The organism is Providencia sp. PROV267 (assembly GCF_028477825.1).
In the GTDB taxonomy this organism is placed as follows: domain Bacteria; phylum Pseudomonadota; class Gammaproteobacteria; order Enterobacterales; family Enterobacteriaceae; genus Providencia; species Providencia stuartii.
In genome coordinates this window covers 215465-241693 of the sequence record NZ_JAMPLX010000005.1, presented here as the reverse complement: position 1 = coordinate 241693, position 26229 = coordinate 215465, and the positions used below count along the sequence as shown (strand labels likewise).

Annotated in this window: 17 protein-coding genes and 2 pseudogenes; 12 read left to right on the top strand and 7 right to left on the bottom strand. The window is 42.7% G+C overall.

All coding sequences use genetic code 11. From position 1 onward, the window contains the following. Nucleotides 1-642 precede the first annotated feature (642 nt). Nucleotides 643-3159, top strand: a complete 2517-nt coding sequence (gene mrcB, locus PR709_RS04270) for a bifunctional glycosyl transferase/transpeptidase (protein ID WP_004922515.1) — start codon at nt 643-645, stop codon at nt 3157-3159. 130 nt (nt 3160-3289) lie between these two features. On the opposite strand, the pseudogene PR709_RS04265 reads toward mrcB, so the two are convergent. Together PR709_RS04265 and hemL are read right to left on the bottom strand one after the other, a co-directional pair. Then, nucleotides 3290-3412 (bottom strand): annotated as a pseudogene (locus PR709_RS04265) (NadS family protein); the annotation flags it as partial. Nucleotides 3413-3491: 79 nt separating this feature from the next. Continuing rightward, nucleotides 3492-4781, bottom strand: coding sequence for a glutamate-1-semialdehyde 2,1-aminomutase (gene hemL / locus PR709_RS04260; protein ID WP_004922511.1), 1290 nt, complete (start codon nt 4779-4781; stop codon nt 3492-3494). Between the two features lie 334 nt (nt 4782-5115). On the opposite strand from hemL, the gene erpA reads away from it, so the two are divergent. Next, nucleotides 5116-5460, top strand: coding sequence for an iron-sulfur cluster insertion protein ErpA (erpA, locus tag PR709_RS04255; RefSeq protein ID WP_004922507.1), 345 nt, complete (start codon nt 5116-5118; stop codon nt 5458-5460). Between the two features lie 40 nt (nt 5461-5500). Here the strand turns inward: erpA and btuF are convergent, their stop codons facing one another. Together btuF and mtnN are read right to left on the bottom strand one after the other, a co-directional pair. Continuing rightward, nucleotides 5501-6328, bottom strand: coding sequence for a vitamin B12 ABC transporter substrate-binding protein BtuF (gene btuF, locus PR709_RS04250; protein WP_004922504.1), 828 nt, complete (start codon nt 6326-6328; stop codon nt 5501-5503). A gap of 78 nt (nt 6329-6406) precedes the next feature. Beyond that, complete coding sequence (mtnN, locus tag PR709_RS04245; RefSeq protein ID WP_004922501.1) at nt 6407-7099, bottom strand: 5'-methylthioadenosine/S-adenosylhomocysteine nucleosidase; 693 nt, start codon at nt 7097-7099, stop codon at nt 6407-6409. Nucleotides 7100-7221: 122 nt separating this feature from the next. Between mtnN and dgt the strand changes: the two genes are divergently transcribed. The 8 genes and pseudogenes from dgt (at nt 7222) to PR709_RS04205 (ending at nt 19199) form a co-directional block, all read left to right on the top strand. Further along, a complete protein-coding gene (gene dgt / locus PR709_RS04240; protein ID WP_004922499.1) occupies nt 7222-8745 on the top strand; it encodes a dGTPase in 1524 nt (507 codons plus the stop codon). Between the two features lie 322 nt (nt 8746-9067). Beyond that, complete coding sequence (rlmD, locus tag PR709_RS04235; RefSeq protein ID WP_004922496.1) at nt 9068-10399, top strand: 23S rRNA (uracil(1939)-C(5))-methyltransferase RlmD; 1332 nt, start codon at nt 9068-9070, stop codon at nt 10397-10399. 16 nt (nt 10400-10415) lie between these two features. Further along, on the top strand, nt 10416-12653 hold the full coding sequence (relA, locus tag PR709_RS04230) for a GTP diphosphokinase (protein ID WP_004922493.1): 2238 nt from the start codon (nt 10416-10418) through the stop codon (nt 12651-12653). 83 nt (nt 12654-12736) lie between these two features. Next, the gene (gene mazG, locus PR709_RS04225) at nt 12737-13531 is read left to right on the top strand and encodes a nucleoside triphosphate pyrophosphohydrolase (RefSeq protein ID WP_004922490.1); all 795 of its coding nucleotides are present in this window, start codon (nt 12737-12739) and stop codon (nt 13529-13531) included. Nucleotides 13532-13569: 38 nt separating this feature from the next. Then, nucleotides 13570-13884: pseudogene (locus PR709_RS04220) on the top strand (ATP-binding cassette domain-containing protein); the annotation flags it as partial. 607 nt (nt 13885-14491) lie between these two features. Beyond that, complete coding sequence (gene pyrG / locus PR709_RS04215; protein ID WP_004922482.1) at nt 14492-16129, top strand: glutamine hydrolyzing CTP synthase; 1638 nt, start codon at nt 14492-14494, stop codon at nt 16127-16129. Between the two features lie 63 nt (nt 16130-16192). Beyond that, the gene (gene eno / locus PR709_RS04210) at nt 16193-17494 is read left to right on the top strand and encodes a phosphopyruvate hydratase (RefSeq protein ID WP_004922479.1); all 1302 of its coding nucleotides are present in this window, start codon (nt 16193-16195) and stop codon (nt 17492-17494) included. A 319-nt stretch (nt 17495-17813) separates the two neighbouring features. Continuing rightward, nucleotides 17814-19199 carry a DASS family sodium-coupled anion symporter gene (locus PR709_RS04205; protein WP_004922475.1) on the top strand — a complete coding sequence of 462 codons (1386 nt, stop codon included), beginning with the start codon at nt 17814-17816 and terminating at the stop codon, nt 19197-19199. A 129-nt stretch (nt 19200-19328) separates the two neighbouring features. Here the strand turns inward: PR709_RS04205 and PR709_RS04200 are convergent, their stop codons facing one another. The 3 genes from PR709_RS04200 to PR709_RS04190 all read right to left on the bottom strand — a co-directional run bounded on the left by PR709_RS04200 (nt 19329) and on the right by PR709_RS04190 (nt 25037). After that, nucleotides 19329-20258, bottom strand: coding sequence for a two-partner secretion domain-containing protein (locus PR709_RS04200; protein WP_272570745.1), 930 nt, complete (start codon nt 20256-20258; stop codon nt 19329-19331). A 414-nt stretch (nt 20259-20672) separates the two neighbouring features. Beyond that, nucleotides 20673-23834 (bottom strand): efflux RND transporter permease subunit, encoded by a 3162-nt coding sequence (locus PR709_RS04195; RefSeq protein ID WP_004922465.1) that lies wholly within the window; start codon nt 23832-23834, stop codon nt 20673-20675. Nucleotides 23835-23849: 15 nt separating this feature from the next. Next, nucleotides 23850-25037: an efflux RND transporter periplasmic adaptor subunit gene (locus PR709_RS04190; protein ID WP_004922461.1), complete on the bottom strand. Its 1188-nt coding sequence runs from the start codon at nt 25035-25037 to the stop codon at nt 23850-23852. Nucleotides 25038-25170: 133 nt separating this feature from the next. Here PR709_RS04190 and acrR point away from each other — a divergent pair, with 133 nt between their 5' ends. After that, entirely contained in the window at nt 25171-25821 is a 651-nt protein-coding gene (gene acrR, locus PR709_RS04185; protein WP_004922458.1) for a multidrug efflux transporter transcriptional repressor AcrR, read from the top strand. A 14-nt stretch (nt 25822-25835) separates the two neighbouring features. Next, entirely contained in the window at nt 25836-26189 is a 354-nt protein-coding gene (locus tag PR709_RS04180) for a DsrE/DsrF/TusD sulfur relay family protein (protein ID WP_004922455.1), read from the top strand. The last annotated feature ends 40 nt before the right edge of the window (nt 26190-26229 follow it).

Genomic DNA, 26229 nt, shown 5'->3' with positions numbered 1-26229 from the left:
GTTGGTATGGATAAGTGCGCTAGCAACTCAATCCAGATATGGGTCGTGATAGAAGGTCTAACTGAGAGCGTTTTTATCTTGCGTTGTTATGCTATGTCTCAGACATGGCATGAGTTTCACTGTCTGTCAGTAAATCGATGTAAATATCTGCATAACGTAACAGAAAAAAGTTATAGCTAGCTTCAGGCATTTTTTATCCACTCATTGCGCGACAAAATTGATATGGATCCTACACGCTTTATTTGATATGGAATAATAGAGTAAACTGTAAAAATTACTTTAAATATTAATTGGTTAATTGAGTGTTACGTGTATGCGTGTTTTTAGTTGGAAAGTAAAGTATCACGGATAAAAATATTCAATTTTATTAATTGCTTATAGGGTTTATTTTGTTTTTTTGCCGTGTTGGTATGTCATTGGCAGTTTTTGAGATAAAATTTAGCGATGCAAATGATGTGCAGACAAAGATAAGTGCGTAACAAGGCTATTTTATGCTCTAATAGATGTCCGTGGTGATGGAGTGATATTATTTGCTGCGTAAGGTAATGAAATGTAATTAAGAGCTTTCTTCTGTGAACGCTTTGACATTTTAAGTCAGAATCAAGGATAGTACGTTAAGAATGTAGGTGATATGGAGCGACCATGTCCGGTAAAGATTTTGAACCTATTGGTAGACGTAAAAATACGTCGACGAAAAAAAAGCAGTCTCATTCACGCCGCCGTCGTGATGACTATGATTATGATGAAAAATTATTTGATGACGATGATATTGATGAGCAAGACCTCGATGATGAAGAGGACGAGCTAATGGCGAAGAACAAAAATAACAAAGGTAACAAAAATCGTAAGCCAAAAAGCCGATGGCGCTGGTTTTGGTTATTGGTCAAAATTTTTATTGTCTTTGCTGTATTGCTTGGAGCCTATGCTTTTTATTTAAACCAGCAAATCAAAGAACGCCTTGATGGCAAGGTTTGGGATTTACCTGCGGCAGTGTATGGCCGGATGGTTAACCTTGAACCGGGAATGGATTATAGCCAAGCTGAAATGATCCGCTTACTGGAAGGTATGCAATACCGTAAAGTGACGAAAATTACTAGCTCAGGTGAGTTTTCCGTTAAAGGCAACACGATTGAAATATTACGGCGTCCATTTAATTTCCCTGATCAGAAAGAAGGGAAAATATTGGCGCGCATGGTGTTTGACCAAGGGATCTTAACTAAAATTGAAAACATGGAAAATGGTCGTTCATTTGGCTTCTTCCGGTTAGATCCTAAACTGATCACCATGATGCAGTCGGCGAATAATGAACAGCGCTTAGTTTTACCGTTGTCAGACTTCCCTGAATCGCTAGTGAAAATTTTGATAGAGACCGAAGACCGTAACTTCTATGAACATGATGGGGTGAGTCTTTACTCTATTGGTCGAGCGGTTGTCGCTAACTTATCGGCGGGCAAATCTGTGCAAGGGGGAAGTACCCTGACGCAACAGTTAGTTAAAAACTTATTTTTAACGAATGAGAAGACATTCAGGCGCAAAGCGAATGAAGCCATTATGGCGCTCTTGCTAGATTACAACTATAGCAAAGACCGTATCCTTGAATTGTACCTCAATGAAGTGTTCTTAGGGCAAAACGGGAACGATGAAATTCGTGGCTTCCCATTAGCGAGCCTCTATTATTTTGGTCGCCCTATTAATGAATTAAGCCTAGACCAACAAGCGTTATTAGTTGGAATGGTTCAAGGTGCCACAAAGAATAACCCGTGGACGCAGCCAGAAAATGCGATTAAACGTCGTAATATCGTGTTGAAAATACTAGAAACACGCAATGTTATCGATAATGAAATGTATCAAGTGCTTAGCGCGCGTCCTTTAGGAGTAAAACCAAGAGAAGGGCTTGTCGCCTCTCAGCCTGCTTTTATGCAGATGGTTCGTCAGGAATTAAATGAAAAACTGGGCGATAAAGTTAAAGAGCTTTCTGGCGCAAAAATCTTTACGACTCTTGACCCCGTAGCACAAACTGCGGCTGAAAATGCGGTGGAATCAGGTGTGGCTCAGCTACGAGCAGATCGCAAACTGAATGATATTGAAGGGGCGATGGTCGTGGTTGACCGCATTAACGGTGAAGTTAGAGCGATGGTGGGTGGCTCACAGCCACAATATTCCGGTTTCAACCGTGCGCTCAATGCGCGTCGTAATATTGGTTCATTGGCGAAGCCACCGGTTTATTTAGCGGCATTGAATGAGCCTGATCGTTTCCGCCTGAATACATGGCTAAAAGATGAACCATTATCCGTTAAGGTGGGGAATCAAGTCTGGAGGCCAAGAAACTATAGCCGCAATTTTACAGGGGGAATGATGTTGGTTGATGCATTAGCGAAATCACAGAATATCCCAACGGTAAACTTAGGGCTAGAAGTTGGGCTGGATCAGATAGTTAATATCTTTGTGCGCCTAGGTGCGCCAGCGAGTGCGATGGAAAAAGTTCCCGCAATGCTACTTGGTGCGGTTAACTTAACACCGGCTGAAGTGGCGCAAATCTACCAAACCATTGGTGGTAATGGTAACCGCGCTAAACTTTCTGCATTACGCTCTGTTATTGATGGCGATGGCACTGAAATTTATCAAAGCTATCCATCCGCTGAGCGTGCAATACCGTCACAAGCGGCTTATTTAACGCTCTATGGTATGCAGCAAGTGGTGCAACAAGGTACTGGGCGAGTACTGCTGAAGAAATATGGCAAATATAATTTAGCGGGTAAAACGGGAACAACCAATGACTTGCGTGATAGCTGGTATGCAGGTATTGATGGTAAAGAAATCGCCATTGTCTGGATTGGTCGTGATAATAATGGGCCAACACAGTTAACGGGCTCTACCGGTGCATTGCGTGTGTATCAGCGTTATTTGGATAATCAAACACCATTGGTGTTGATTAATCGTCAGCCTGAAGGGATTGTGGATATGAAAGTGATGCCTGATGGTCAATTTAACTGTTCAGACTTTGGTGGCGGACGCGTATTGCCGATTTGGACTGAGGCGCCAGACGCATTATGCCAATCATCCGCACAGCAAGAGCCAGTTTGGGATTTAAATAACAACGCTCAACCGGCCCAAGAAGACGCACCAGATTGGGTGAAGGAAATGTTCGGTAATAATTAATTAGTACCGTAAAATGAAAATGCCCCGTGAGTATCAACTCGCGGGGCATTTTTTATAGGCGGAGCTTATACGATCAACACTTGAAATAACAACAGACTGTTTGCATCGCTATAAATATTTTCACCACTTATCCAAGTGGGATATGCCGTTTTAATTCCCCACTTTTTATTGTTTCAGCACTTGTTCCCAATGCTTTGACGGGCTCAACTTGTGAAATTGTAAGTTGTGCTCTAATCGCTTTAACATTAATGAGGAAACGCTAGTCGCGACAAAATGAGGGAGTAAAGGCGTAAATAAGGAGGCGAAGATATCGCCTCCGAGTGAAAGAAAGGTTAAGCAGTTTTCATTTTTGCAAATGCAACTTCTGCTGCTTCGATGGTTTTCTCAATATCTTCATCGCTGTGAGCAATAGACATAAAACCCGCTTCGAATGCGGAAGGCGCTAAATAAATACCTTGCTCTAACATAAGGTGGAAGAAGGTTTTAAAACGCTCAACATCACACTTCATGACGTCTTGGTAGCAAGTCACACTTTTTGCGTCAGTGAAGAAAATACCAAACATGCCGCCGACATGGTTGATCACCATTGGAATGCCTTGCTCTTGTGATACGCGTTTTAAACCGCGGGCTAATTTTTCAGTTAGCTCGGTCAGTCTCGCGTGAACACCTGGCTGTGCAACCTCATTAAGACAAGCAAGGCCTGCTGCCATTGCAACTGGGTTACCGGATAGCGTTCCTGCTTGGTATACAGGCCCAATCGGCGCAAGTTTTTCCATGACTTCGAAACGACCGCCAAATGCGCCAACCGGCATACCACCACCAATGATTTTACCTAGGCAGGTTAAATCAGGTTGTACACCATAGTAATCTTGCGCGCCGCCGAGTGCCACACGGAAACCCGTCATGACTTCATCAATGATCAATAGGGCATTAAATTCATCACACAGTGCACGTAGGCCGGGTAAAAACTCATCGGTTGGTGGAACACAGTTCATGTTACCCGCAACAGGCTCAACAATGACGCACGCAATATCTTGTGGATAATTTTCAAAAGCCTGACGAACCGATGCTAGATCGTTATAAGTGCAGGTGAGTGTATGTTTAACGAAATCTTCAGGTACACCCGGAGAGTTAGGCTCTCCCATTGTCAATGCCCCTGAGCCTGCTTTGACTAATAAACAGTCAGCATGGCCGTGGTAGCAACCTTCAAATTTAATAATTTTGTCGCGACCTGTGTAACCACGTGCTAAGCGGATCGCACTCATGGTTGCCTCAGTACCTGAGTTCACCATACGGATCATATCGATAGAAGGCACTAATTCACAAACCAGTTTTGCCATTTCCACTTCTGCGGCAGTTGGCGCACCGAAACTTAAGCCTTTATTGACAGCTTTGATTACGGCATCACGGACGGCGGGGTGGTTATGACCAAGCACCATTGGTCCCCAAGAGCCTACATAGTCAACATAAGCTTTACCATCAACGTCAAAAATATAAGCGCCATCAGCACGTTCAATAAATAAAGGCGTACCACCAACACCATTAAATGCTCGTACTGGTGAGTTGACGCCTCCGGGGATTAGCTGTTGCGCTTCATTATATAAGTTTAAAGATTGGCTCATGCAAGGCTCCTGAATAGGGACAAATAAATCGACTAAATACCGTTGAAACGAGACTTATCATACTTCAAGTTACTTAGATAGGGTGGCTCAAGCCATAAGGTAGCGCTGAGTGAGGCCACTTCTGGTTGGTCATCTACATGCAACTTGAATTATTTAATAGGCCTATTCTAAAGCACGGAACCAATTAAACCAAATGCATTGATTGGTATGCACAATGTGTTGAATTACGACACAGGACTTGAATCAATGACTAAGCTGGCGGATAATTAGTAAATTGATCTGAGTAAGCTATCTGCTTACGCTGAATTACCGGTTGACCGGCTTGGAGTAAAAAATGAGTGATGATGCAGCTCTGCCATTGCAGTTTACTGATGCGGCAGCAATTAAAGTAAAAGACTTAGTTTCTGAAGAAGACAACCCAAACCTGCGTCTACGTGTTTACATTACCGGTGGTGGTTGTAGCGGCTTTCAGTATGGCTTTACCTTTGATGACCAAATTAATGATGGCGACATGACCATTGAAAAACAAGGCGTTGCCTTGGTGGTTGACCCAATGAGCCTACAATATTTGGTTGGCGGAAGTGTTGATTATACTGAAGGGTTAGAAGGTTCACGTTTTATTGTGACCAATCCAAATGCGAAATCCACCTGTGGTTGTGGTTCTTCATTTAGCATTTAAGTCTTATCGTTGAGAGGGGCGTTCCCCCTCTCATTCATCGCTATTCTGAGTGTAATTGTTCACACAATGACTGGGCCGCCAGCACTACGCGAGGGCCAGCACGATGAAACCAATCTTCATTTAAACGAATAATCGGGATAGAAAGTTGCGTTTGCCAAAATTGGCGAACGGCAGTTTCTTGAGTCTCGGTTCCTGTCATTACAATCATCTCGGGCTGCCTAGCAATAACCTGTTCACGGCTGACTTGAGGCCAAGGCACAGCACTGTTTGCGAAAATATTTTCCCCACCACACATTGAAACAATGTCATTTTGAATAGTGTTACTGCCTGTACTAAATAGGGGTTGAGTGCCTAGTTGAATAAATACCCGTTTTTTGGGGCGCTCTTGCTGAGCGTAACGTTGTTTTAGCTGGTTAAGTTGCTCACGCATCGATAAAACGGACTGCTGGGCAATTTGGGGCTGCGGGCTGTATTTAGCCAGTTGTTCGATAGCAGAAATAACCCCTTCAACGCTTTGTGGATCGAAATAGATAATAGGGATCCCCAAAGCAGCAAGTTGGTCGAGTGGGCGCTGAGGGTTACCACCTCGCCAAGCTAAAATAAGATCGGGTTTTAGTGCCACAATCCGTTCGACATTAAGGCCTTGCCAATCGGAAACCTGCTCTAATTGTTTCGCTTCGGCAGGATAATCGGAGTATGCACTGACAGCAATCAGGCTTTCGCCTAATCCAGCCGCATAAGCCAACTCAGTATTCGCTGGAGAAAGGCTGATCACGCGGTGTTTCGTGTCTGCAACAACCGATGTGTTAAAAAATAGCAATAGTAGTAAGGCGAGTGTGGTTTGAAGTGTGCTTGGGTGCCATTTCATGCAGTCATTGCCTCTAACTAAAAGAATAAATAAAAAGCATAGCGTTTTATTGACTATGCTTTTTATTTTAAACGAAAGTTATGCGAGTTCAGCTAAAATTGCTGCTATCATCAGTGATGATTGGCGCGCTGCAACAGGTAAAAACTCATCAAAACTGGTGTGTGATTCTTTATCTGCTACATCGGAAATAGCGCGTACGACAACAAAAGGTACAGCGAATTGATGGCAAACTTGGCCGATGGCGGTGGCTTCCATCTCAACAGCAGCGACTTGAGGGAAGGTTTTTTTAATTCGAGCCAAAGGCTCTGCGCCATTGATGAAAGCATCACCACTGCACACAAGGCCACGAACCGCATTCATATCCAACTGTTGAATACATTTTTCGGCGAGCGCGATCAATTTAGGGTCAGCCATAAATGCGGGAGGGCATTGCGCCATTTGGCCTGGTTCATAACCAAAAGCAGTTACGTCCGCATCGTGATAACGTACCTCAGTTGAAACAACGATATCGCCAACATTTAAGTTAGGATCTAAACCACCCGCTGAGCCAGTATTAATTACTATATCGGGTTGGCAATGTTCAAGTAGCAACGTGGTGCCGATTGCCGCCGCCACTTTACCAATACCTGATTTTAGCAGCGCAACGTCGACGCCATTAATTTTCCCTGTGTAAATTTCACAGCCAGCACGGCTGAGAGTTTGGCAGCCTTCAATTTGTTCACGCAGGATGGCAACTTCCTGCTCCATTGCACCTATGATACCGACTTTCATTATGTCATACTCACTGTTGATTAATTAGACACTTAAGGTAGAGATGACTAAAGTGTAACATTGAAAGGTATTATTTCTCTGCCTTTTATTTTTGTCTCGTGTATAAAGGATGAGGAGTTGGTGTGAGCGAAATTAATTTTCTAACAAAATTAAATTATCAACGAAACTATAATAGCGCGAAAAGTCCTCGAGTCTCTGCTCACAATGAAGATGCTGTTAATCGCCAATTTGAAAGTGATAGAGGCCGAATTATCAATTCAGCGGCAATCCGTCGGTTGCAGCAAAAAACACAAGTATTTCCATTAGAACAAAATGCCGCAGTGCGCAGCCGATTGACCCATTCCTTAGAAGTACAACAAGTCGGGCGTTACATTAGCAAAACGGTTCTTCACGAATTAAAAAAGAAAAAGTTACTGGAAAAATATGGGCTACATGAGCGTTGTGATGCGTTTGAAAGCCTAGTCGAAATGTCTTGTTTGATGCACGACATCGGTAACCCTCCTTTTGGGCATTTTGGTGAAGCCGCAATTCAGAGTTGGTTTCGCCAACTGCTAGCCCCTCAATACCAATACACACCCGATTATCCGGATCCTTGTAAAATCGCCGCCATGCGTTTAACTGGGGATGAACGTCTTGATCTCTTCCGTCGTCAACTTAAACAGGATTTATGCTCTTTTGAAGGTAATGCGCAAGGGATACGCATGGTACATCGCCTATTGAAGCTAAACCTCACTTATGCACAAGTCGGCTCTATCTTGAAATATACGCGCGGAGCATATGATCTTGAGCCTATTCCTGAAGAATTTGATTATTTGATGAAAAAGCCGGGCTACTATTGGTCTGAACTCGGTTTCGTGAATGAACTATGTAAAAAATTAGAGATGGGTGAACATTGTCGCTTCCCACTTTCTTATATTATGGAGGCGGCTGATGATATCTCTTATTGTATTGCTGATTTAGATGATGCCGCTGAGAAAGGAATTTTTACCGTTGAACAATTGATCAACTATTTGCGGAACGAATGGGGGGGAGTCGAAAAAGGCGACTTATTTGATGAAACCATTATGAGCGCTTTTAATAATATCAGTGATAACCATACAAGACGAATTCAACAAGACCAGTTTTTTATGTATTTACGAGTGAATATTACCAGTAAATTGGCTCGTTACAGTGCTCAGCGTTTTATTCAGAATCTCCCCGAAATCTATGCAGGGCGCTTCAATAGCGCATTGTTGGAAGATAAAAGCCCTGAGCATCGCTTACTTAAAGTTTTGAAAACGGTTGCATTTAAGCATGTCTTTAGCCATCACGAAGTAGAAGAGCTGGAGTTGCAAGGTTATCGCATCATTGGGGGGCTGTTAGATTTTTATCGCCCATTATTGATGTTAGAAAGGGAAGACTTTATTTCGCTAGTTGAAAATAACTATCACAAACAATTTTTTATCGAAACACGGTTATTCCATAAACTCTCTAATAAGCACCGTTTGTCATACAGTGAAGCAATTGAAGGCATATGTGCAACAAATGAAATAGAGAAATCTATTCTTGAGTTTTATTATCGGGCACGATTGATTCAGGATTATATCAGCGGCATGACGGATCATTATGCCTATGAAGAATATCGTAAATGTATGGTGTCAAACTGATTGTTTATTCGGCAGTAAGGTGATGAAGGCGTCAATTATTTTGAATAAGAGCCGTTCAAACAAACAAAAATAATAAAAAAATATACGTTAAGTGAAAAAGTGATAACTCATCTTGGCAAAAAAACTGCTATTATAGGCGCGCTTTTACTGAGCATATATTCTGCTGACTAGGTGATATGCACTAGTAGACGCTATAGTTACGCGTAGGTAGAGCTTAAAGTCAGTGTGTTGTCGCGTATCTTATGCCAGTGAGAGAGCATCTCTTTAACCAAAGAGAATATAAAATTATTTTCTGAAACTTAACACCTCGTAGTGACAAATTATGGCCCAATTTTACTCGCCAAACCGCCGTACCACCCAACGCCGTCAAATAACGGTGACAATCGATAGTCTAGATGCAGCAGGTCAAGGAGTTGCACGCTCTAATGGTAAAGCGATTTTCGTAGAAGGGCTTCTACCCGGTGAACAAGCGCTAATTGAATTGGTTGAAGAGAAAAGCCGCTTTGCGAAAGCAAAAGTGGTTAAACGTTTAAGTACCAGCCCACAACGGGTTAAGCCACAGTGCCGTTATTTTAATCAGTGTGGTGGCTGCCAGCAGCAGCACATTGATATTTCTCTACAAAGAGAAAGTAAAGCCAATGCATTACAGCATCTAATCGCCCGAGAAACTGGGGTTCAAAAAGAAGCCAAGCCCATTATTTTTGGTGAAGCTTATGGTTACCGCCGTAGAGCGCGTCTTGGATTACAGTATCAAAATAAAAGCAAACACCTGTTAATGGGGTTTCGCCAAACTCAATCGAATACCTTGGTCGATATCAAGCAGTGCCCTGTACTGCATCACGACCTTGAACGATTGATCCAACCACTATCTGACTGCTTAAATCAGCTAAAAGCTGCACCAAAACTCGGCCATGTGGAGTTGATCCGAGCAGATAATAGCCTCATTGTCTTACTGCGCCACCTTGTACCATTGGCTCCCTCCGATCAGCAGCTGCTTAAAAGCTTTGAACAGCAACATGAGGTCTGTGTTTGGTTAGCAGGGGATGAACATAGCTTACATCCGTTAAGCGCTTCTACCGTGATACCCGAATATCAGGTTGCTGGGGAAATGTTACAGTTCAGCCCATTAAACTTTATTCAAGTCAATAGTGACATCAATCAGAAAATGGTTGCTCAAGCACTTGAATGGTTGGATCTGCACCCACATGATCGAGTTTTAGATTTGTTTTGTGGCATGGGGAATTTTACATTGCCTATCGCGAGGCGAGTCAAAGCCGTGGTTGGTGTTGAAGGTGTCGAAAATTTAGTCAAACAAGCGAGAAATAACGCGCAGCGCAATTCAATTGGTAACGCGACCTTCTATAATGAAAACTTAGAGGCGCAAATCCATACTCAGCCATGGGCAGCTGAAGGGTTTAATAAGGTATTGTTAGACCCTGCTCGAGCGGGCGCCGCTGGCGTAATGGAACATTTAGTTAAACTGATGCCCGAAAAAATTGTCTATGTTTCTTGTAACCCGACCACTTTGGCACGGGATAGCAAAATTTTGCTTCAAGCGGGATATCAGTTAGTACAACTGCGGATGTTGGATATGTTTCCGCATACCAGTCATCTGGAATCAATGGTGCTATTTATCAATAGCCCAGAGGGTTAACAGGTAGGGAGAATATATGGTTGCTGTAAGAAGTGCACATCTTACCCCAGCAGGTGAGTTTGCCCCAGAAAAATGGGTAAGCGGGCTGGGCCTAAATAATCCACAATCAGAACAAAAACTTATCCATACCTGGCAGTATTGTCATGAAAAATTAGCAGGGCAAGAAACGGCACCCCTACTGCTATGGCGTGGGATCGAGATGACCGAAATACTCTCGACGCTGAGCATGGATATCGGTAGCTTACAAGCCGCACTGCTATTTCCGTTAGTTGAAGAGAAACAGCTCGATGAACAAGCGGTAATTGATGATTTCGGTCAATCAATTTATGAGCTGGTAAAAGGTGTCCTTGAAATGGATGCCATCCGCCAATTAAAGGCGACACAGTCGGGGGAAACTAGCTCCGTTCAAGTGGATAATATTCGTCGTATGTTACTGTCGATGGTTGAAGATTTCCGCTGTGTTGTTATCAAGCTAGCCGAACGCATTGCGCATCTACGCGAAGTGAAAGATGCGACAGAAGATGAGCGCGTATTAGCCGCTAAAGAGTGTTCCAATATCTATGCGCCATTGGCCAACCGCTTGGGTATCGGTCAACTCAAATGGGAATTGGAAGATTTTTGTTTCCGTTATTTGCACCCAGAAGAATACAAGAAAATTGCGAGTTTATTGCATGAGCGCCGTATTGATCGCGAAGAGTATATCGATAACTTTGTGACCACATTGCGCAAAAAAATGCTGAAAGAGAATATTCAAGCTGAAATTTATGGGCGTCCCAAGCATATTTACAGCATTTGGCGCAAAATGAAGAAAAAATCGCTAGCATTCGATGAGTTATTCGATGTCAGAGCGGTACGTATTGTCGTTGAACGTCTACAAGACTGCTATGCAGCGCTGGGGATAGTACATACCCATTTCCGTCATTTGCCGGATGAATTTGATGATTATGTCGCCAACCCTAAACCCAATGGCTACCAATCTATCCATACCGTAGTACTTGGGCCAAATGGTAAAACCCTCGAAATACAGATCCGCACCCGCCAAATGCATGAAGATGCAGAGTTGGGGGTTGCTGCACACTGGAAATATAAAGAGGGAGCAACAGGGGTTGGTAAAGGAAGCAGCTACGAAAACCGTATTGCATGGTTGCGTAAATTGATAGCATGGCAAGAAGAGATGGCTGATTCAGGTGAAATGCTTGATGAAGTGCGTAGCCAAGTTTTTGATGACCGCGTATATGTATTTACACCTAAAGGGGATGTTGTTGATTTACCTGCGGGGTCAACGCCACTCGACTTTGCTTATCATATCCACAGTGATGTTGGGCACCGCTGTATTGGCGCTAAAATTGGTGGTCGTATTGTACCGTTTAGCTATCAGTTACAAATGGGTGACCAAATTGAAATTATTACCCAAAAACACCCAAATCCAAGCCGTGACTGGCTCAACCCTAATTTAGGCTATGTGACAACCAGCCGGGGGCGCGCTAAGATCCATAACTGGTTCCGTAAGCAGGATAGGGATAAAAACGTGCTGGCGGGGCGTCAAATTCTTGATAACGAATTAGCGCACCTTGATATAGGTATCAAAGAGGCGGAAAAATTATTGATAGCACGCTATAACGTCCATTCTCTTGATGAGGTCTTGGCCGGAATTGGCGGTGGTGATATTCGTATCAATCAATTAGTCAACTTCTTACAAAGTAAATTCAAGAAAACGTCAGCGGAAGAAGCCGATCGCGAAGCGATGAAGACGCTGGAAAGTAAAACTGCGGCGCCACGGCCAGCTTCCCAAACGAATAGCAGTGGTCGCGTAGTTGTCGAAGGTGTGGGTAACCTAATGCACCATATCGCACGCTGCTGCCAGCCCATTCCTGGCGATGACATTGTTGGATTTATCACGAAAGGGAGAGGTATTTCTATCCATAGCGTTGATTGTGAACAGCTTGCTGAGTTGCAAAGCCATGCACCTGAGCGCCTAGTTGATGCAGTATGGGGGGAGAACTACTCCAGTGGTTATTCGCTAGTGGTGCGTGTTGTTGCTAACGATAGAAGTGGGCTGTTACGTGATATCACAACCATCTTAGCTAACGAAAAAGTTAACGTACTTGGCGTTAGCAGCCGTAGTGATGTTAAACAGCAGTTAGCGACCATCGATATGACGATTGAAATTTATAACCTACAGGTATTGGCTCGAGTATTGGCCAAACTGAATCAATTGCCTGATGTGATCGAAGCGAAACGCCATTCTAAATAATCGTAACATCGTTATGCAGTAATAAACGATCCCATGTTATCCTTGCGAAACATGGGATTTTTATGGTTTAAAAAGGTCAAAAAATGAGTACGACAGCATCACAGCTTGAACGATTACTAGGCATTATGGCGAAATTGCGTGATCCACAAACAGGTTGCCCGTGGGATACTCAACAAACGTTTAAAACGATTGCTCCTTATACGCTTGAAGAAACTTATGAAGTCATTGATGCCATTGAGCGTGAAGATTTTGATGACCTAAAAGGTGAATTAGGCGATTTGTTATTCCAAGTCGTGTTTTATGCGCAAATGGCGAAAGAGCAGTCACGTTTTGATTTTAATGATATTTGCCAAGCGGTTAGCGATAAACTAGAACGACGCCACCCGCATATTTTTGACGCAGAAAATCACCCTGATAGCAGTGTTGCACTGGCAGGATGGGAAAAGCGTAAGTCTGCTGAACGTGCACAAAAGGCGCAATTTTCCATCCTTGATGATATTCCAAGCGCGCTACCTGCCTTAATGAAAGCCTATAAGATCCAAAAACGTTGTGCATCAGTGGGTTTTGATTGGGACACGTTAGGGCCTGTAGTCGACAAGGTTCGCGAAGAGCTGGATGAAGTAATGGAAGAGGCCACTCAAGTGGTTGTTGATGAGCAGCGCTTAGAAGAAGAAATTGGCGATCTACTGTTTGCGACCGTGAATTTATCACGTCATCTAGGCCATAAACCCGAAATGGCACTTAACAAGGCCTGCCAGAAGTTTGAAAAGCGTTTTCGCCAAATAGAGTCACGTCTTGCACTAGAAGGTAAAACCACAGAAACCGCAACGCTTGAGGAGATGGAACAGCATTGGCAGCAAATTAAGCTCTCGGAATAATATTTGTTTTTAATGTGTTACCTTATTTTTTAAAATAGTTAGCATCAATACACGAGGAAATATCTTCATTTCCTAGAGGATATGAAACGATAATTGGTGATATAGGAAGTCTCCTTTCTGGAGGACAAAGGCAACGAATATCGATTGCAAGAGCACTTTATCGAGAACCTAAAATTTTGTTAATGGATGAAGCGACAAGTGATTTGGATGTAGAAAATGAGCGTAAAATAACGGAGGCGATTGCCTCACTGCAAATTACCCGTATTTTTGTTGCCCATCGCCCTGAAATGATAAAGTCGGCAGATAAAATTTTTAATCTGCAATTAAATCACTGGGTGTCACAATATGATTGACTATTATTGTTGCTGAAAAAGCCATCATAACTGCAAAGCAAGCTTAAGTTAACCTCATTAACATCCACTTAATACACGCTAGATTGCTGATCTTTTCTACGAGATATACAAAAAATTTCACCTAATTTAATAAAACCATCTTAGTTCACTCTAGTTTTGCTGAAAGGATTTAGCTTTTGCGAAAAATATGCTAGCCTTAGGAGGTGTTTCTGTATAGAGACACGAATTAAAGAGAGGTGAAGTGTTATGAGTGGCATCATAACGCAAATTTGCTAACCTAAAATAGGTATATGATGAGTAAACTCACATTGCTATTTTACTTTAGGGAAAACAGTTTCTACGCTGTCGTATCTCAAAAGCTATGGTAAGCAAAGTCACTTAATGGGTTAAATGGCTTGAGTGATAGCACTGTTGCTGTTTGCATGTTAATCAACCTTGTTTGGGGCTAGAAAATATTTTTTATTTTAACTAGCTGATATTAATGGAATATAGAGGAAAATTAACCTTATTATGCTTAGAACATTTGTAGCGAAATTAAGGTTCGGGTATACTGTTTTCCCGTCCTGTTATATCCATCATCTTTTAAACCTAAACTTTCAGGTTCAGCATGAAAACTAATTATATTTTTGTGACCGGCGGGGTCGTATCCTCTCTGGGTAAAGGCATTGCCGCAGCCTCTTTGGCGGCTATACTCGAAGCCCGTGGACTCAATGTCACCATTATGAAACTGGATCCGTACATCAACGTTGATCCAGGGACAATGAGCCCAACCCAACACGGGGAAGTTTTCGTTACAGAAGACGGCGCTGAAACTGACTTGGATTTAGGTCATTATGAGCGTTTCATCCGTACCAAAATGACGCGTCGCAACAACTTTACAACGGGGCGCGTTTATTCAGAAGTATTGCGCAAAGAACGTCGCGGAGACTATCTTGGCGCGACTATCCAAGTTATCCCTCATATTACCAATGAAATTAAAGACCGCATCATCCGTGGTGGTGAAGGTCATGATGTTGTTTTAGTCGAAGTTGGCGGAACGGTTGGTGATATCGAATCATTGCCATTCTTGGAAGCTATTCGTCAAATGGCGGCAGAAGTAGGGCGTGAACGCACACTCTATCTGCATCTGACTTTAGTTCCTTATTTGGCGGCAGCGGGTGAAGTGAAAACTAAACCAACTCAGCATTCTGTTAAAGAGCTGCTATCCATTGGTATTCAGCCAGATGTGCTGATCTGTCGTTCAGACCGCGTTATTCCTGCGAATGAGCGTGCAAAAATTGCACTGTTCTGTAATGTTCCTGAAAAAGCGGTTATTTCACTCAAAGACGTTGATTCCATCTACAAAATCCCTGGTATGTTGAAATCACAGGGCTTAGATGAGTATATCTGTAAGCGTTTCAATCTTGACTGCCGCGAAGCAAACCTTGCTGAATGGGAACAAGTGATTTATCAAGAAGCAAACCCTACTGGTGAAGTGACCATTGGTATGGTTGGTAAGTATGTTGAATTACCTGATGCTTATAAATCAGTTATTGAAGCTTTAAAACACGGTGGATTGAAAAATCGCCTAACTGTGAATATCAAACTGATTGATTCACAAGATATTGAAACTCGTGGTGTTGATCTATTAAAAGGCTTAGATGCTATCCTTGTTCCGGGTGGATTCGGTGAGCGTGGTATCGAAGGTAAGATCATGACAGCGAAATATGCACGCGAAAATAAAGTGCCTTATTTAGGCATTTGTTTAGGTATGCAGGTTGCCTTGATTGAATTTGCACGTAACGTTGCCAATATGGAAGGTGCAAACTCAACTGAGTTTGATGCAAACTGTAAATACCCAGTCGTTGCGCTAATTACTGAATGGCGTGATGAAAATGGTAACCTAGAAGTGCGTTCTGAAGAGAGCGATCTTGGTGGAACCATGCGTGTTGGTGGTCAACCATGCCACTTAGTTAAAGACAGCTTGGTTCGTGATATGTATGGTGCAGATACGATTGTTGAACGTCACCGCCACCGCTATGAAGTGAATAATCTGTTGCTAAAACGCATTGAAGATGCGGGGCTAAAAGTTGCAGGTCGTTCAGTGGATAACAAACTGGTTGAAATTATTGAAAATCCAAATCACCCATGGTTTGTGGCATGCCAGTTCCACCCTGAATTCACTTCAACGCCAAGAGATGGTCACCCATTGTTTGAAGGTTTTGTTAAAGCCGCTGGTAGCTACCAGAAAGGTGAGTTGAAATAAGATATGGCGGGGTAGGCAGATGTGCCTGCTCCCCACAATTTAACTTGTACTGAGGAAAACCTAATGTCCAAAATCGTTAAAGTGATCGGTCGTGAAATCATTGATTCTCGTGGTAACCCAACTGTAGAAGCTGAAGTTCATCTAGAAGGTGGCTTTGTTGGTTTAGCAGCCGCGCCATCAGGTGCATCTACAGGTTCTCGTGAAGCACTGGAACTGCGTGATGGTGATAAATCACGTTTTCTGGGCAAAGGCGTTCTGAAAGCGGTTGCCGCTGTTAATGGCCCAATTGCAGAAGCGCTGATTGGTCAAAATGCAAAAGACCAAGCGACTATCGATAAGATCATGATTGATCTAGATGGTACTGATAACAAATCTAAATTTGGTGCGAACGCGATTTTGGCTGTGTCATTAGCTAACGCGAAAGCGGCAGCTGCGGCAAAAGGTATGCCTCTTTATGAGCATATTTCTGACCTAAACGGTACTCACGGTCAATATTCAATGCCTCTGCCAATGATGAACATCATCAATGGTGGTGAGCACGCTGACAATAACGTCGACATTCAAGAGTTCATGATCCAGCCAGTTGGTGCTTCAACACTGAAAGACGCTGTTCGCATGGGTTCTGAAATTTTCCATCACCTAGCGAAAGTACTGAAAGCTAAAGGCATGAACACTGCTGTTGGTGATGAAGGTGGTTATGCGCCAAACCTAGAATCTAACGCTGCTGCACTAGGTGCTATTAAAGAAGCTGTTGAGCAAGCTGGTTATGTATTAGGTAAAGATGTCACTCTGGCGATGGACTGTGCGGCTTCTGAGTTCTATAACAAAGAAACTGGCAACTATGAGCTAAAAGGTGAAGGTAAAACCTTTACTTCTGAAGAGTTCACTCATTATTTAGAAGGTCTGACTAAAGAGTATCCAATCGTTTCTATCGAAGATGGCTTGAACGAATCTGATTGGGATGGTTTTGCATACCAAACTAAAGTGCTTGGTGACAAAATCCAATTGGTTGGTGACGATCTGTTTGTTACAAACACTAAGATCCTCAAAGAAGGTATTGAGAAAGGCATTGCTAACTCTATCCTGATTAAATTCAACCAAATCGGTTCTCTGACTGAAACATTGGCTGCTATCAAAATGGCGAAAGATGCGGGTTACACTGCGGTTATCTCTCACCGTTCAGGTGAAACTGAAGATGCAACCATTGCAGACTTAGCGGTTGGTACTGCGGCAGGCCAAATCAAAACAGGTTCTATGAGCCGTTCTGACCGTGTTGCTAAATACAACCAATTGATCCGCATTGAAGAAGCATTGGGTGACCGTGCTCCATTCAATGGTCTGAAAGAAGTTAAAGGCCAAGCATAATTTAAGCTAGGTTGAGTTATTTCTCAAAACGGGGAGCATTGTCTTCCCGTTTTTTATTAGCCCCCATCCCCCCATTTTTTTGTTTAAATTTCTTTATCTTTTGCTAAGGAATTACACGGACTCATCATTTTTTAGATGTTCACAAAATCGATAGTTTTTTATGTATCAAATGAAAAAAGTGTTTAATTGCGCGGTACAGCTCTCAATTTTGCATCATCTACATTTGAATTTCATTCGATTAACTCTATATTCCCCATACTGTAAATAAATATTAACAAGAGCTTGGGCACTAGGATGCTGATAAGCCAATGGAGTGAATATGGATGCTTCTGAATCTCTGAAACCTTCTGTTGGGCCAACGCCATCAAATGTAAAAGGTTGGGTGATTTTAGCGGTTGATATCGTATTGCTAATTTTACTTTTAAAATATTTACCATTTGATGATAAAGCGAATGCTGGGCTTGCAATGATGGTATTTATTGGTGTGCTTTGGTTGACTGAAGCGATACACGTTACTATCACTGCATTATGTATCCCAATCTTAGCGGTTGGTCTTGGTTTGATGAATACAGGCGATGCCTTGAAGTCATTTGCAAACCCAATTATTTTCCTATTTTTTGGTGGTTTTGCTTTGGCGACAGCGTTGCATATTCAAGGCCTAGACCGGCTGATCGCTAACCGTTTATTAATGGTAGCACGTGGGCGTTTATCCGTAGCCGTGGTGTTGCTATTCGGTGTAACGGCACTGCTATCAATGTGGATTAGTAACACGGCAACAGCCGCGATGATGCTACCCCTTGTGTTAGGTATCCTTTCTAATTTGGATGCGCGTCATGAACGTAACACCTTCGTGTTTGTTCTATTAGGTGTTGCTTATAGTGCGAGTATTGGTGGTTTAGGTACCATTGTTGGTAGTCCACCAAACGCAATCGCAGCTTCTGCACTTGGCTTGGATTTCTTGTCATGGATGAAATATGGCATTCCAATTATGGTTGTGCTGTTACCAATGATGTTTGTGCTGATGTTTATGATGCTACGTCCAAATTTGAAGCATCGCTTTGAATTAGAGCTAGAGCATGTGGAATGGAATGGTAAACGTATCACAGCGATGTGCATCTTTCTTATCGCGGTGCTGTGCTGGATCACTAGTACATTTATCAGTAAAGCATTAGGTGGCGTTAAAGATCTGGATACGATTATTGCCGTAAGTGCAGCAATCCTTATCGGGGTAACTGGTGTTGCGAGCTGGGCGCAAATCCAGAAAAACACGGAATGGGGCGTATTGATGCTGTTCGGTGGTGGTTTAACACTGAGCGCTATTCTAAGTTCGTCAGGTGCAAGTAAGATTATGGCTGACTGGATGCAAATGACTTTTGGTCAAAGCCATTGGTTCGTCATTATCTTAGCGGTCACTACGTTTATCATTATCTTAACGGAATTTACAAGTAATACAGCGAGTGCGGCGTTGTTAGTACCTATTTTTGCTACCGTAGCTGAAGCATTGGGCATGCCTGTTATGGCATTGACGATGATTATTGGTATTGGTGCATCTTGTGCCTTTATGCTACCAGTGGCAACACCGCCAAATGCTATTGTCTTTGGTTCTGGTTATATCAAGCAGATCGAGATGGTGCGTGTTGGTGCAGTGTTAAACGTTGCTTGTATTATTGTGATATCACTATTTGCTTGGTTCTTCTGGCTGTAATTCGAGTCAGTCATAACCGCAAAGTGATTGGAGGCCTCATGTTGATGAGGCCTCCAGCTATTTAGCCCCGCTTGGCTTAAGGTAATAGTCAAAGAGTAAAGGAATAAAATGGCATTTTATACTCAATGATTATTCGACAGTTTGTCTCACCAACTCTTGCTGGTTGCTGCCAAGGCGTAATCGTCCTGTAAGGGCAAACTGGCTATCCCCCTGTAAAGAAAAGTTCATCGCTTCAATGAGACCTTTTATATCAACCTTATTTTGTGGACACATAAAGCTGTCCTTACATTGATATCGATGGCTTTCGAGTAAAATAGAACGCCCCGTCAGTTTACCATTTTCACTTAGTTCGAATTGGCTCCCTTCACTATGCAGTGTTGTTGCTTTATATTTTGCTCCTGAAACCAGTAGACCTTCACGAATAGAGAGAGAAGCATTACCTGAGCTACTTAGATAGTTTTGGACGGCAGAGGTGATGTTGACTGCATTTTGTAGTTTTATACGGTCAGCGAATACATTGATTTTAGATAACTGTATAGGGTTAAATTGTTGTTGATTAATGGTGACTTGGCTACCGGGAGAGACGGTAAATTTTAATTGGCTATAGTCTTTTAATGGTTTCGGTAGCAGTTTTTTGGGATCTGTTTTGTCTTTAATAAACTGTCTTTCAAAATTCCCTGCGACCAATGATAGGCTAGCAATATTGCTTGCAGAGCCGTTGTTCCATGTAATGCCATTAGGATTAGCAATGACTAAGTTGGCTGTTTGGCCTTTTATACCAATAACTCCTTGAATATTTGTAGCTTCGCTCCCGGTCACTTCGGCAAGGATCATTTTAGCGGCTTTCCCACCGAGAGCGCTATTGTCGCTGATATCATTATTAAATACTAAACCATGTTCATTAGAAGAGAGTGTTTCAAAGCGGTTAAATGAAATATGGTTCTCTAATGGAGCGGTAATATTGATGACTTTGGCTTGAGTTGTGTTGGTGGATGCGATTGCGTAGTGGTAAAAAGTAAATAAAAATAACGAGGTAATACAACGGTAACGTAGTTGCATGGTGATGCTCCTTGCGATGAAAGATCCTATAAATTTAATTAAAGTATATCGGTAAGAGAAAGCGGTTAACCATATCAAAAAATATGGGGAGATAATCAAAAACAAAAAGAGTGAACATATAATAAATAAATTATTGCTTTGATTTAATAAGAGATATTTAACTTAAGAGTATGTGAGGTGAGATTGTAAACAATGACTATCAGTAGAGCCGCAAAGATACCTATTTCAATTAAGCGTTAATTTAAATGAATAATAATGATTATTTGGTGTTTAGTATCTCTTGTGGTATCGAATGGCATCGACTGCGTCAGGCGTTATAGGGAAGGGAAGAATAATGTCACGCTTAAGCTGACAAGTAACGCATTAAAAAGGGCCACTGTTGTGGCCCTTAGCGATTATTTTAGCTGAATATAATTATTCGGCTTTTTTGACTGGATGAGCATGCTCAAGCTCTTCTGTTTTTCCTGCAAAGCGGCGACGGATCACCACGTAGAACACAGGAACAAAGAAGATAGCCAGTGAGGTTGCAGCGAACATACCACCCAGAACGCCTGTACCAACGGAGTTCTGTGCTGCTGAACCTGCACCATTACTGAATACCAGTGGGATAACACCTAACATAAAGGCCAGTGATGTCATCAGAATGGGTCGTAAACGCATTTTCACAGCTTCTAATGTCGCTTCAACTAATCCTTTGCCTTCTTTTTCCATCAAGTCTTTGGCGAATTCAACAATCAATATTGCGTTCTTCGCCGACAGACCAATGGTTGTTAAGAGGCCCACCTTGAAGTAAACGTCGTTCGACAGTCCACGAACGGAGGTAAACAGTAATGCACCGATAATACCCAATGGAACAACCAACATAACAGAGAATGGTACAGACCAGCTCTCATATAGGGCTGCCAGACATAGGAAGACAACAATCAGTGAGATAGCATACAGGGCAGGTGCCTGGTTACCAGACAAACGTTCCTGATATGACATACCTGTCCACTCATAACCAATCCCTTTCGGTAGGTTTTCAGTTGTCAGTTTTTCCATCATCAGCATAGCATCACCCGTACTTTGACCAAATGCTGCTTGCCCTTGAATGTTCATTGAAGGAACACCGTTATAACGCTCTAAACGCGGTGAACCATATTTCCAAGGATCTTGAGATTCATCCAAGAAGGCAGAGAATGGCACCATGTTCCCTTCGGCATTTCGAACATACAATGAACTAATATCCGAAGGTAGCATACGGCTTTCTGCATCACCTTGTACGTAAACTTTCTTAACACGACCACGGTCGATAAAGTCGTTTACATAAGTACCACCGAAAATTGAACTAAGCGTTGCATTGATATCTGCAATAGCGACACCTTGTGCTTGCGCTTTTTGTTGATCAATATAGATACGGTATTGTGATGTATCATCTTGCCCGTTAGGACGAACACCTTGCAAAATTTCAGGGTGTTGAGCCGCTAAACCAAGTAACTGGTTACGTGCCGCCATTAAGGCATCATGTCCTAAGTTACCTTGGTCAACCAATTCAAAGTCAAAGCCGTTGGCCGTACCTAACTCAACAATAGCAGGTAGGTTAAAGGCGTAAATCAATGCTTCTTGCTTTTGTGATAGTGCAGCGTTTGCACGACCCACAATCGCTTCAACGTGGTTTTCATCGCCTTTACGTTCACTCCAATTCTTCAGAACCACGAATGCGAGACCCATGTTTTGGCCTTGACCCGCGAAACTGAATCCACCAACGGTAAAGACAGACTCAACGTTACGTTCTTCTTTGGTATGGAAGTAAGTGTTAACTTCATCCAGTACAGCTTGTGTTTGCTCTTGCGTTGATCCTGGTGGTAATTGAACCATCGCTAAGAATACCCCTTGGTCTTCTTCTGGTAAGAATGAAGAAGGAAGGCGGATAAACATTAACGCCATACCTGCCACTAATACGAGATAAATGAGCAAGTAACGGCCTGTACCATTCAACATGCGGCTAACACTATCAGTATAGTGGTGTGCTTGCTTTTCGAATGTACGGTTAAACCAGCCGAAGAACCCTTTTTGGCTACCATGACTGCCTTTTTTAATTGGCTTTAATATAGTGGCACAAAGTGCAGGGGTTAAGATCATTGCAACCAGTACCGATAAGATCATGGCTGAAACGATGGTAATGGAGAACTGACGGTAAATTGCACCTGTTGAGCCACCGAAGAAGGCCATTGGAACAAATACCGCGGACAGTACCATGGCGATACCCACCAACGCACCTTGAATTTGCCCCATGGACTTCTTGGTTGCTTCTTTTGGTGATAAACCTTCTTCTTGCATAACACGTTCAACGTTTTCAACCACAACGATGGCGTCATCCACGAGAAGACCGATAGCGAGTACCATCGCAAACATGGTTAAGGTGTTGATCGAGTATCCAAATGCGGCCAAGACGGCAAATGTTCCCAACAAGACGACAGGAACCGCAATTGTTGGTATCAATGTGGCACGAATGTTCTGTAAGAACAGATACATTACTACAACAACCAGCATGATTGCTTCAACGAGCGTTTTAACAACTTCGTTAATCGAAATCTTAACGAATGGCGTTGTATCATATGGATAAACAATTTCTAACCCTTCAGGGAAGAATGGTTCCATATTCGCTAGTGCTGCACGGACATTGTTCGCCGTATCCAGCGCGTTAGCGCCCGTCGCTAGCTTAATACCGATACCTGCTGCGGCTTTACCATTAAATCGCGCAATGGTGCTGTAGTTTTCAGCGCCAAGTTCAACCGTTGCTACATCTTTTAAACGTACTTGAGAACCGTCTTTATTGACTCGTAAGAGGATATTGGCGAATTCTTCAGGGTTGTTTAAACGGGTTTGTGCAATGATAGAAACGTTCAAGCGTTGGCCTGCAACTGGAGGTGTTCCCCCTAATTGACCTGCCGCCACTTGGTTGTTTTGTACTTTAATTGCATTGATAACATCGGTTGTTGTCATGTTGTACTTAACGAGCATTTCTGGTTTTAACCAGATACGCATCGCATATGGCGTACCAAACAACTGTGTTTCACCAACACCATTAACACGGCTAAGTGGGTCTTTAATATTAGAGCCAACGTAGTCGGCAATATCATATTGTCCCATTGAGCCATCGGCAGAAACGAAGCCGGCTACCATTAAGAATGAGCTGGTAGATTTATCAACGCTAATACCTTGTTGCTGTACTTCTTGGGGAAGTAATGGCATCGCGAGCTGAAGTTTGTTTTGCACTTGAACCTGTGCAATGTCGCCATCCGTACCGGCTTCAAACGTCAGCATGATATTAGCAGAACCTGATGAATCACTGGTTGATGACATATACACCAAGTTATCGATACCATTCATATTCTGTTCGATAACCTGAGTCACTGTGTTCTGTACCGTCGATGCATCGGCGCCCGGATAGTTTGCCGAGATAGAAACAGACGGCGGTGCAATGGTCGGATACTGTGCCACAGGTAACTTGATAATTGCCAACAGACCAGCAAGCATAGTAATAATAGCAATTACCCATGCAAAAATTGGTCTTTCTATAAAAAACTTAGGCATTAATCAACCGCTCCCTTACTTAGACTTTTGTTCAGGTTGTGCCTGATTGTCTATAGATTGCGCTTCTAAATTAGCTTCCTTAGGAACGACAACAAGACCTGGTTTGATTTTTTGGAGGCCAATCACAATAACGCGATCGCCATCTTGCAAACCATCAGTGACTAGCCATTTGTTGCCTACAGCTTGTGCTGTTTTTACTTTTCGGACTTCAACTTTATCGTCTTTACCTACCACCATGACTTGAGCGTCACCTTGTGGAGTACGAGCCAAACCTTGTTGAGGAACCAAAATCGCTTTTTCCATGACACCATCTTCTAAGATAGCGCGCACAAACATTCCTGGCATAAGCTCTTTATTTGGGTTCGGGAAGACTGCTCTCATTGTGATTGAACCTGTTGTTTCATCCACAGTGACATCAGAGAATTCCAGAGCACCTTTTTGGGCATACTCTTGGCCATTATTAATGACTAAGCTCACAGGGGCTTTGCCCGGCTCTTTTTGTAGAGCGCCTTTTTCTATCTCGTTACGTAGACGCAAGAAATCTTCACTGGATTGCGTCACATCAACATAGATAGGGTCAAGCTGTTGAACTCGCATCAACTCAGTGGCTTGACCAGAAGAAACTAAAGCACCTTCGGTGACATTTGATTTCCCCGTGCGACCACTGATTGGCGCAGTAACTTTGGTATAGTTCAGATTAATACGCGCAGTTTCAACGGCAGCTTCTGCTGCTTTCACAGCCGCTAAAGCTTGTGCATAAGTTGATGTTGCCTGATCGTATTCTTGCTGACTAATGTAATTAGTACCTAAAAGTGGCTTGTAGCGTTTTACCGTCAAACCGGCCAAATTTGCATTAGCTTGCGCTTTAGCAAGTTCAGCTTTCGCACTATCATAAGTGGCTTGGAAAGGCGCTGGATCTATCTGATATAAAGACGTTCCGGCCTCAACATCGCTACCTTCTTTGTAGTTACGTTTGAGTATAATGCCACTTACCTGTGGACGGACCTCTGCGACACGATATGCGGATGTACGTCCAGGTAATTCGGTCTTGATAGTCAGAGGTTCGGCTTTTAGCGTAACAATTCCTACTTCAGGCGCCGGGCGTTCACCGCCACCTTTCTGTTCATCGTTACAACCTGATAAAGCTAAGCCACCTGAAAGAACCAACAGAGCCAGAGGTAACACCCCTCTGTTTTTTCGCATAAGTTAACCTCAATTAATCAACATGAGTAAAAAACAATATAAGAAAAATGGTAAACAATAAGATTTATCACTATGCTATAGTACAAACATACACGAATGTATGTAAATCAGCTTTGTCGATAAACGAGTTACAATGGCACGAAAAACTAAACAACAGGCCGAAGAAACCCGTCAGGAAATTTTAGATGCTGCCATCAAAACCTTTTCTGAACGAGGTGTATCGGCGACATCTTTAGCCGATATTGCCAAATCCGCTGGTGTGACCCGCGGAGCGATATACTGGCATTTCAAAAATAAAGTCGACCTATTCCACCAAGCTTGTGAGTTTAGTGACAGTCAAATACAACAGGCCGAAAATTATTATCGTTTGAAGTATAGTAATGATCCACTGGCAATTCTAAAAGAAATTTTAGTTTATATTTTGACAGATTTTATTGAAAGCCCTAAAAACCGCGCTTTGATGGATATTCTGTTCCACAAGTGTGAATTGGTAGGGGAAATGGCGGCCATTGTTGATTTAAAAAAAGAGAATTACGTTGCTAGCCATCATCGTATCATTGAACTCCTACGCCATTGTGTTGAAGCAGGGCAACTCCCAGCTAATCTCGATTTAGAGTGTGGGGCAATTATGATCCGCGCCATGATGGCTGGGTTACTTGAAAACTGGTTATTGCAGCCTGATAGTTTTAAGATACATAAACGTACGGAAATATTGGTGGAAACGATGCTAGAAACATTGAAATACAGTCCATCATTACGCGTAAAAACGGATCAGACTGAATAACCGGAGAAAATACCATGTCATCAATTTTGATTATTGCTAATGGCGCCCCTTATGGTAATGAAACTTTATTTAACTCATTACGTTTGGCGATTACACTCAAAGAGCAGCACCCACAAACAGAACTGAAAGTGTTTTTAATGTCAGATGCGGTTACAGCGGGTCTTAAGGGGCAAAAGCCGAAAGAAGGTTATAATATTCAACAGATGTTGGAAATTCTAACGGCACAGCAAGTGGCGGTGAAATTATGCAAAACCTGCACAGATGCACGTGGTGTGAGTGAACTTCCCTTAGCCGATGGCGTGGAAATTGGCACTTTAGTTGAACTTGCAGCTTGGACATTAGAAGCAGATAAGGTTCTGACATTTTAAAAATATAATGTGCTGTTAGCAAAAGTTAGCAGTACATTAT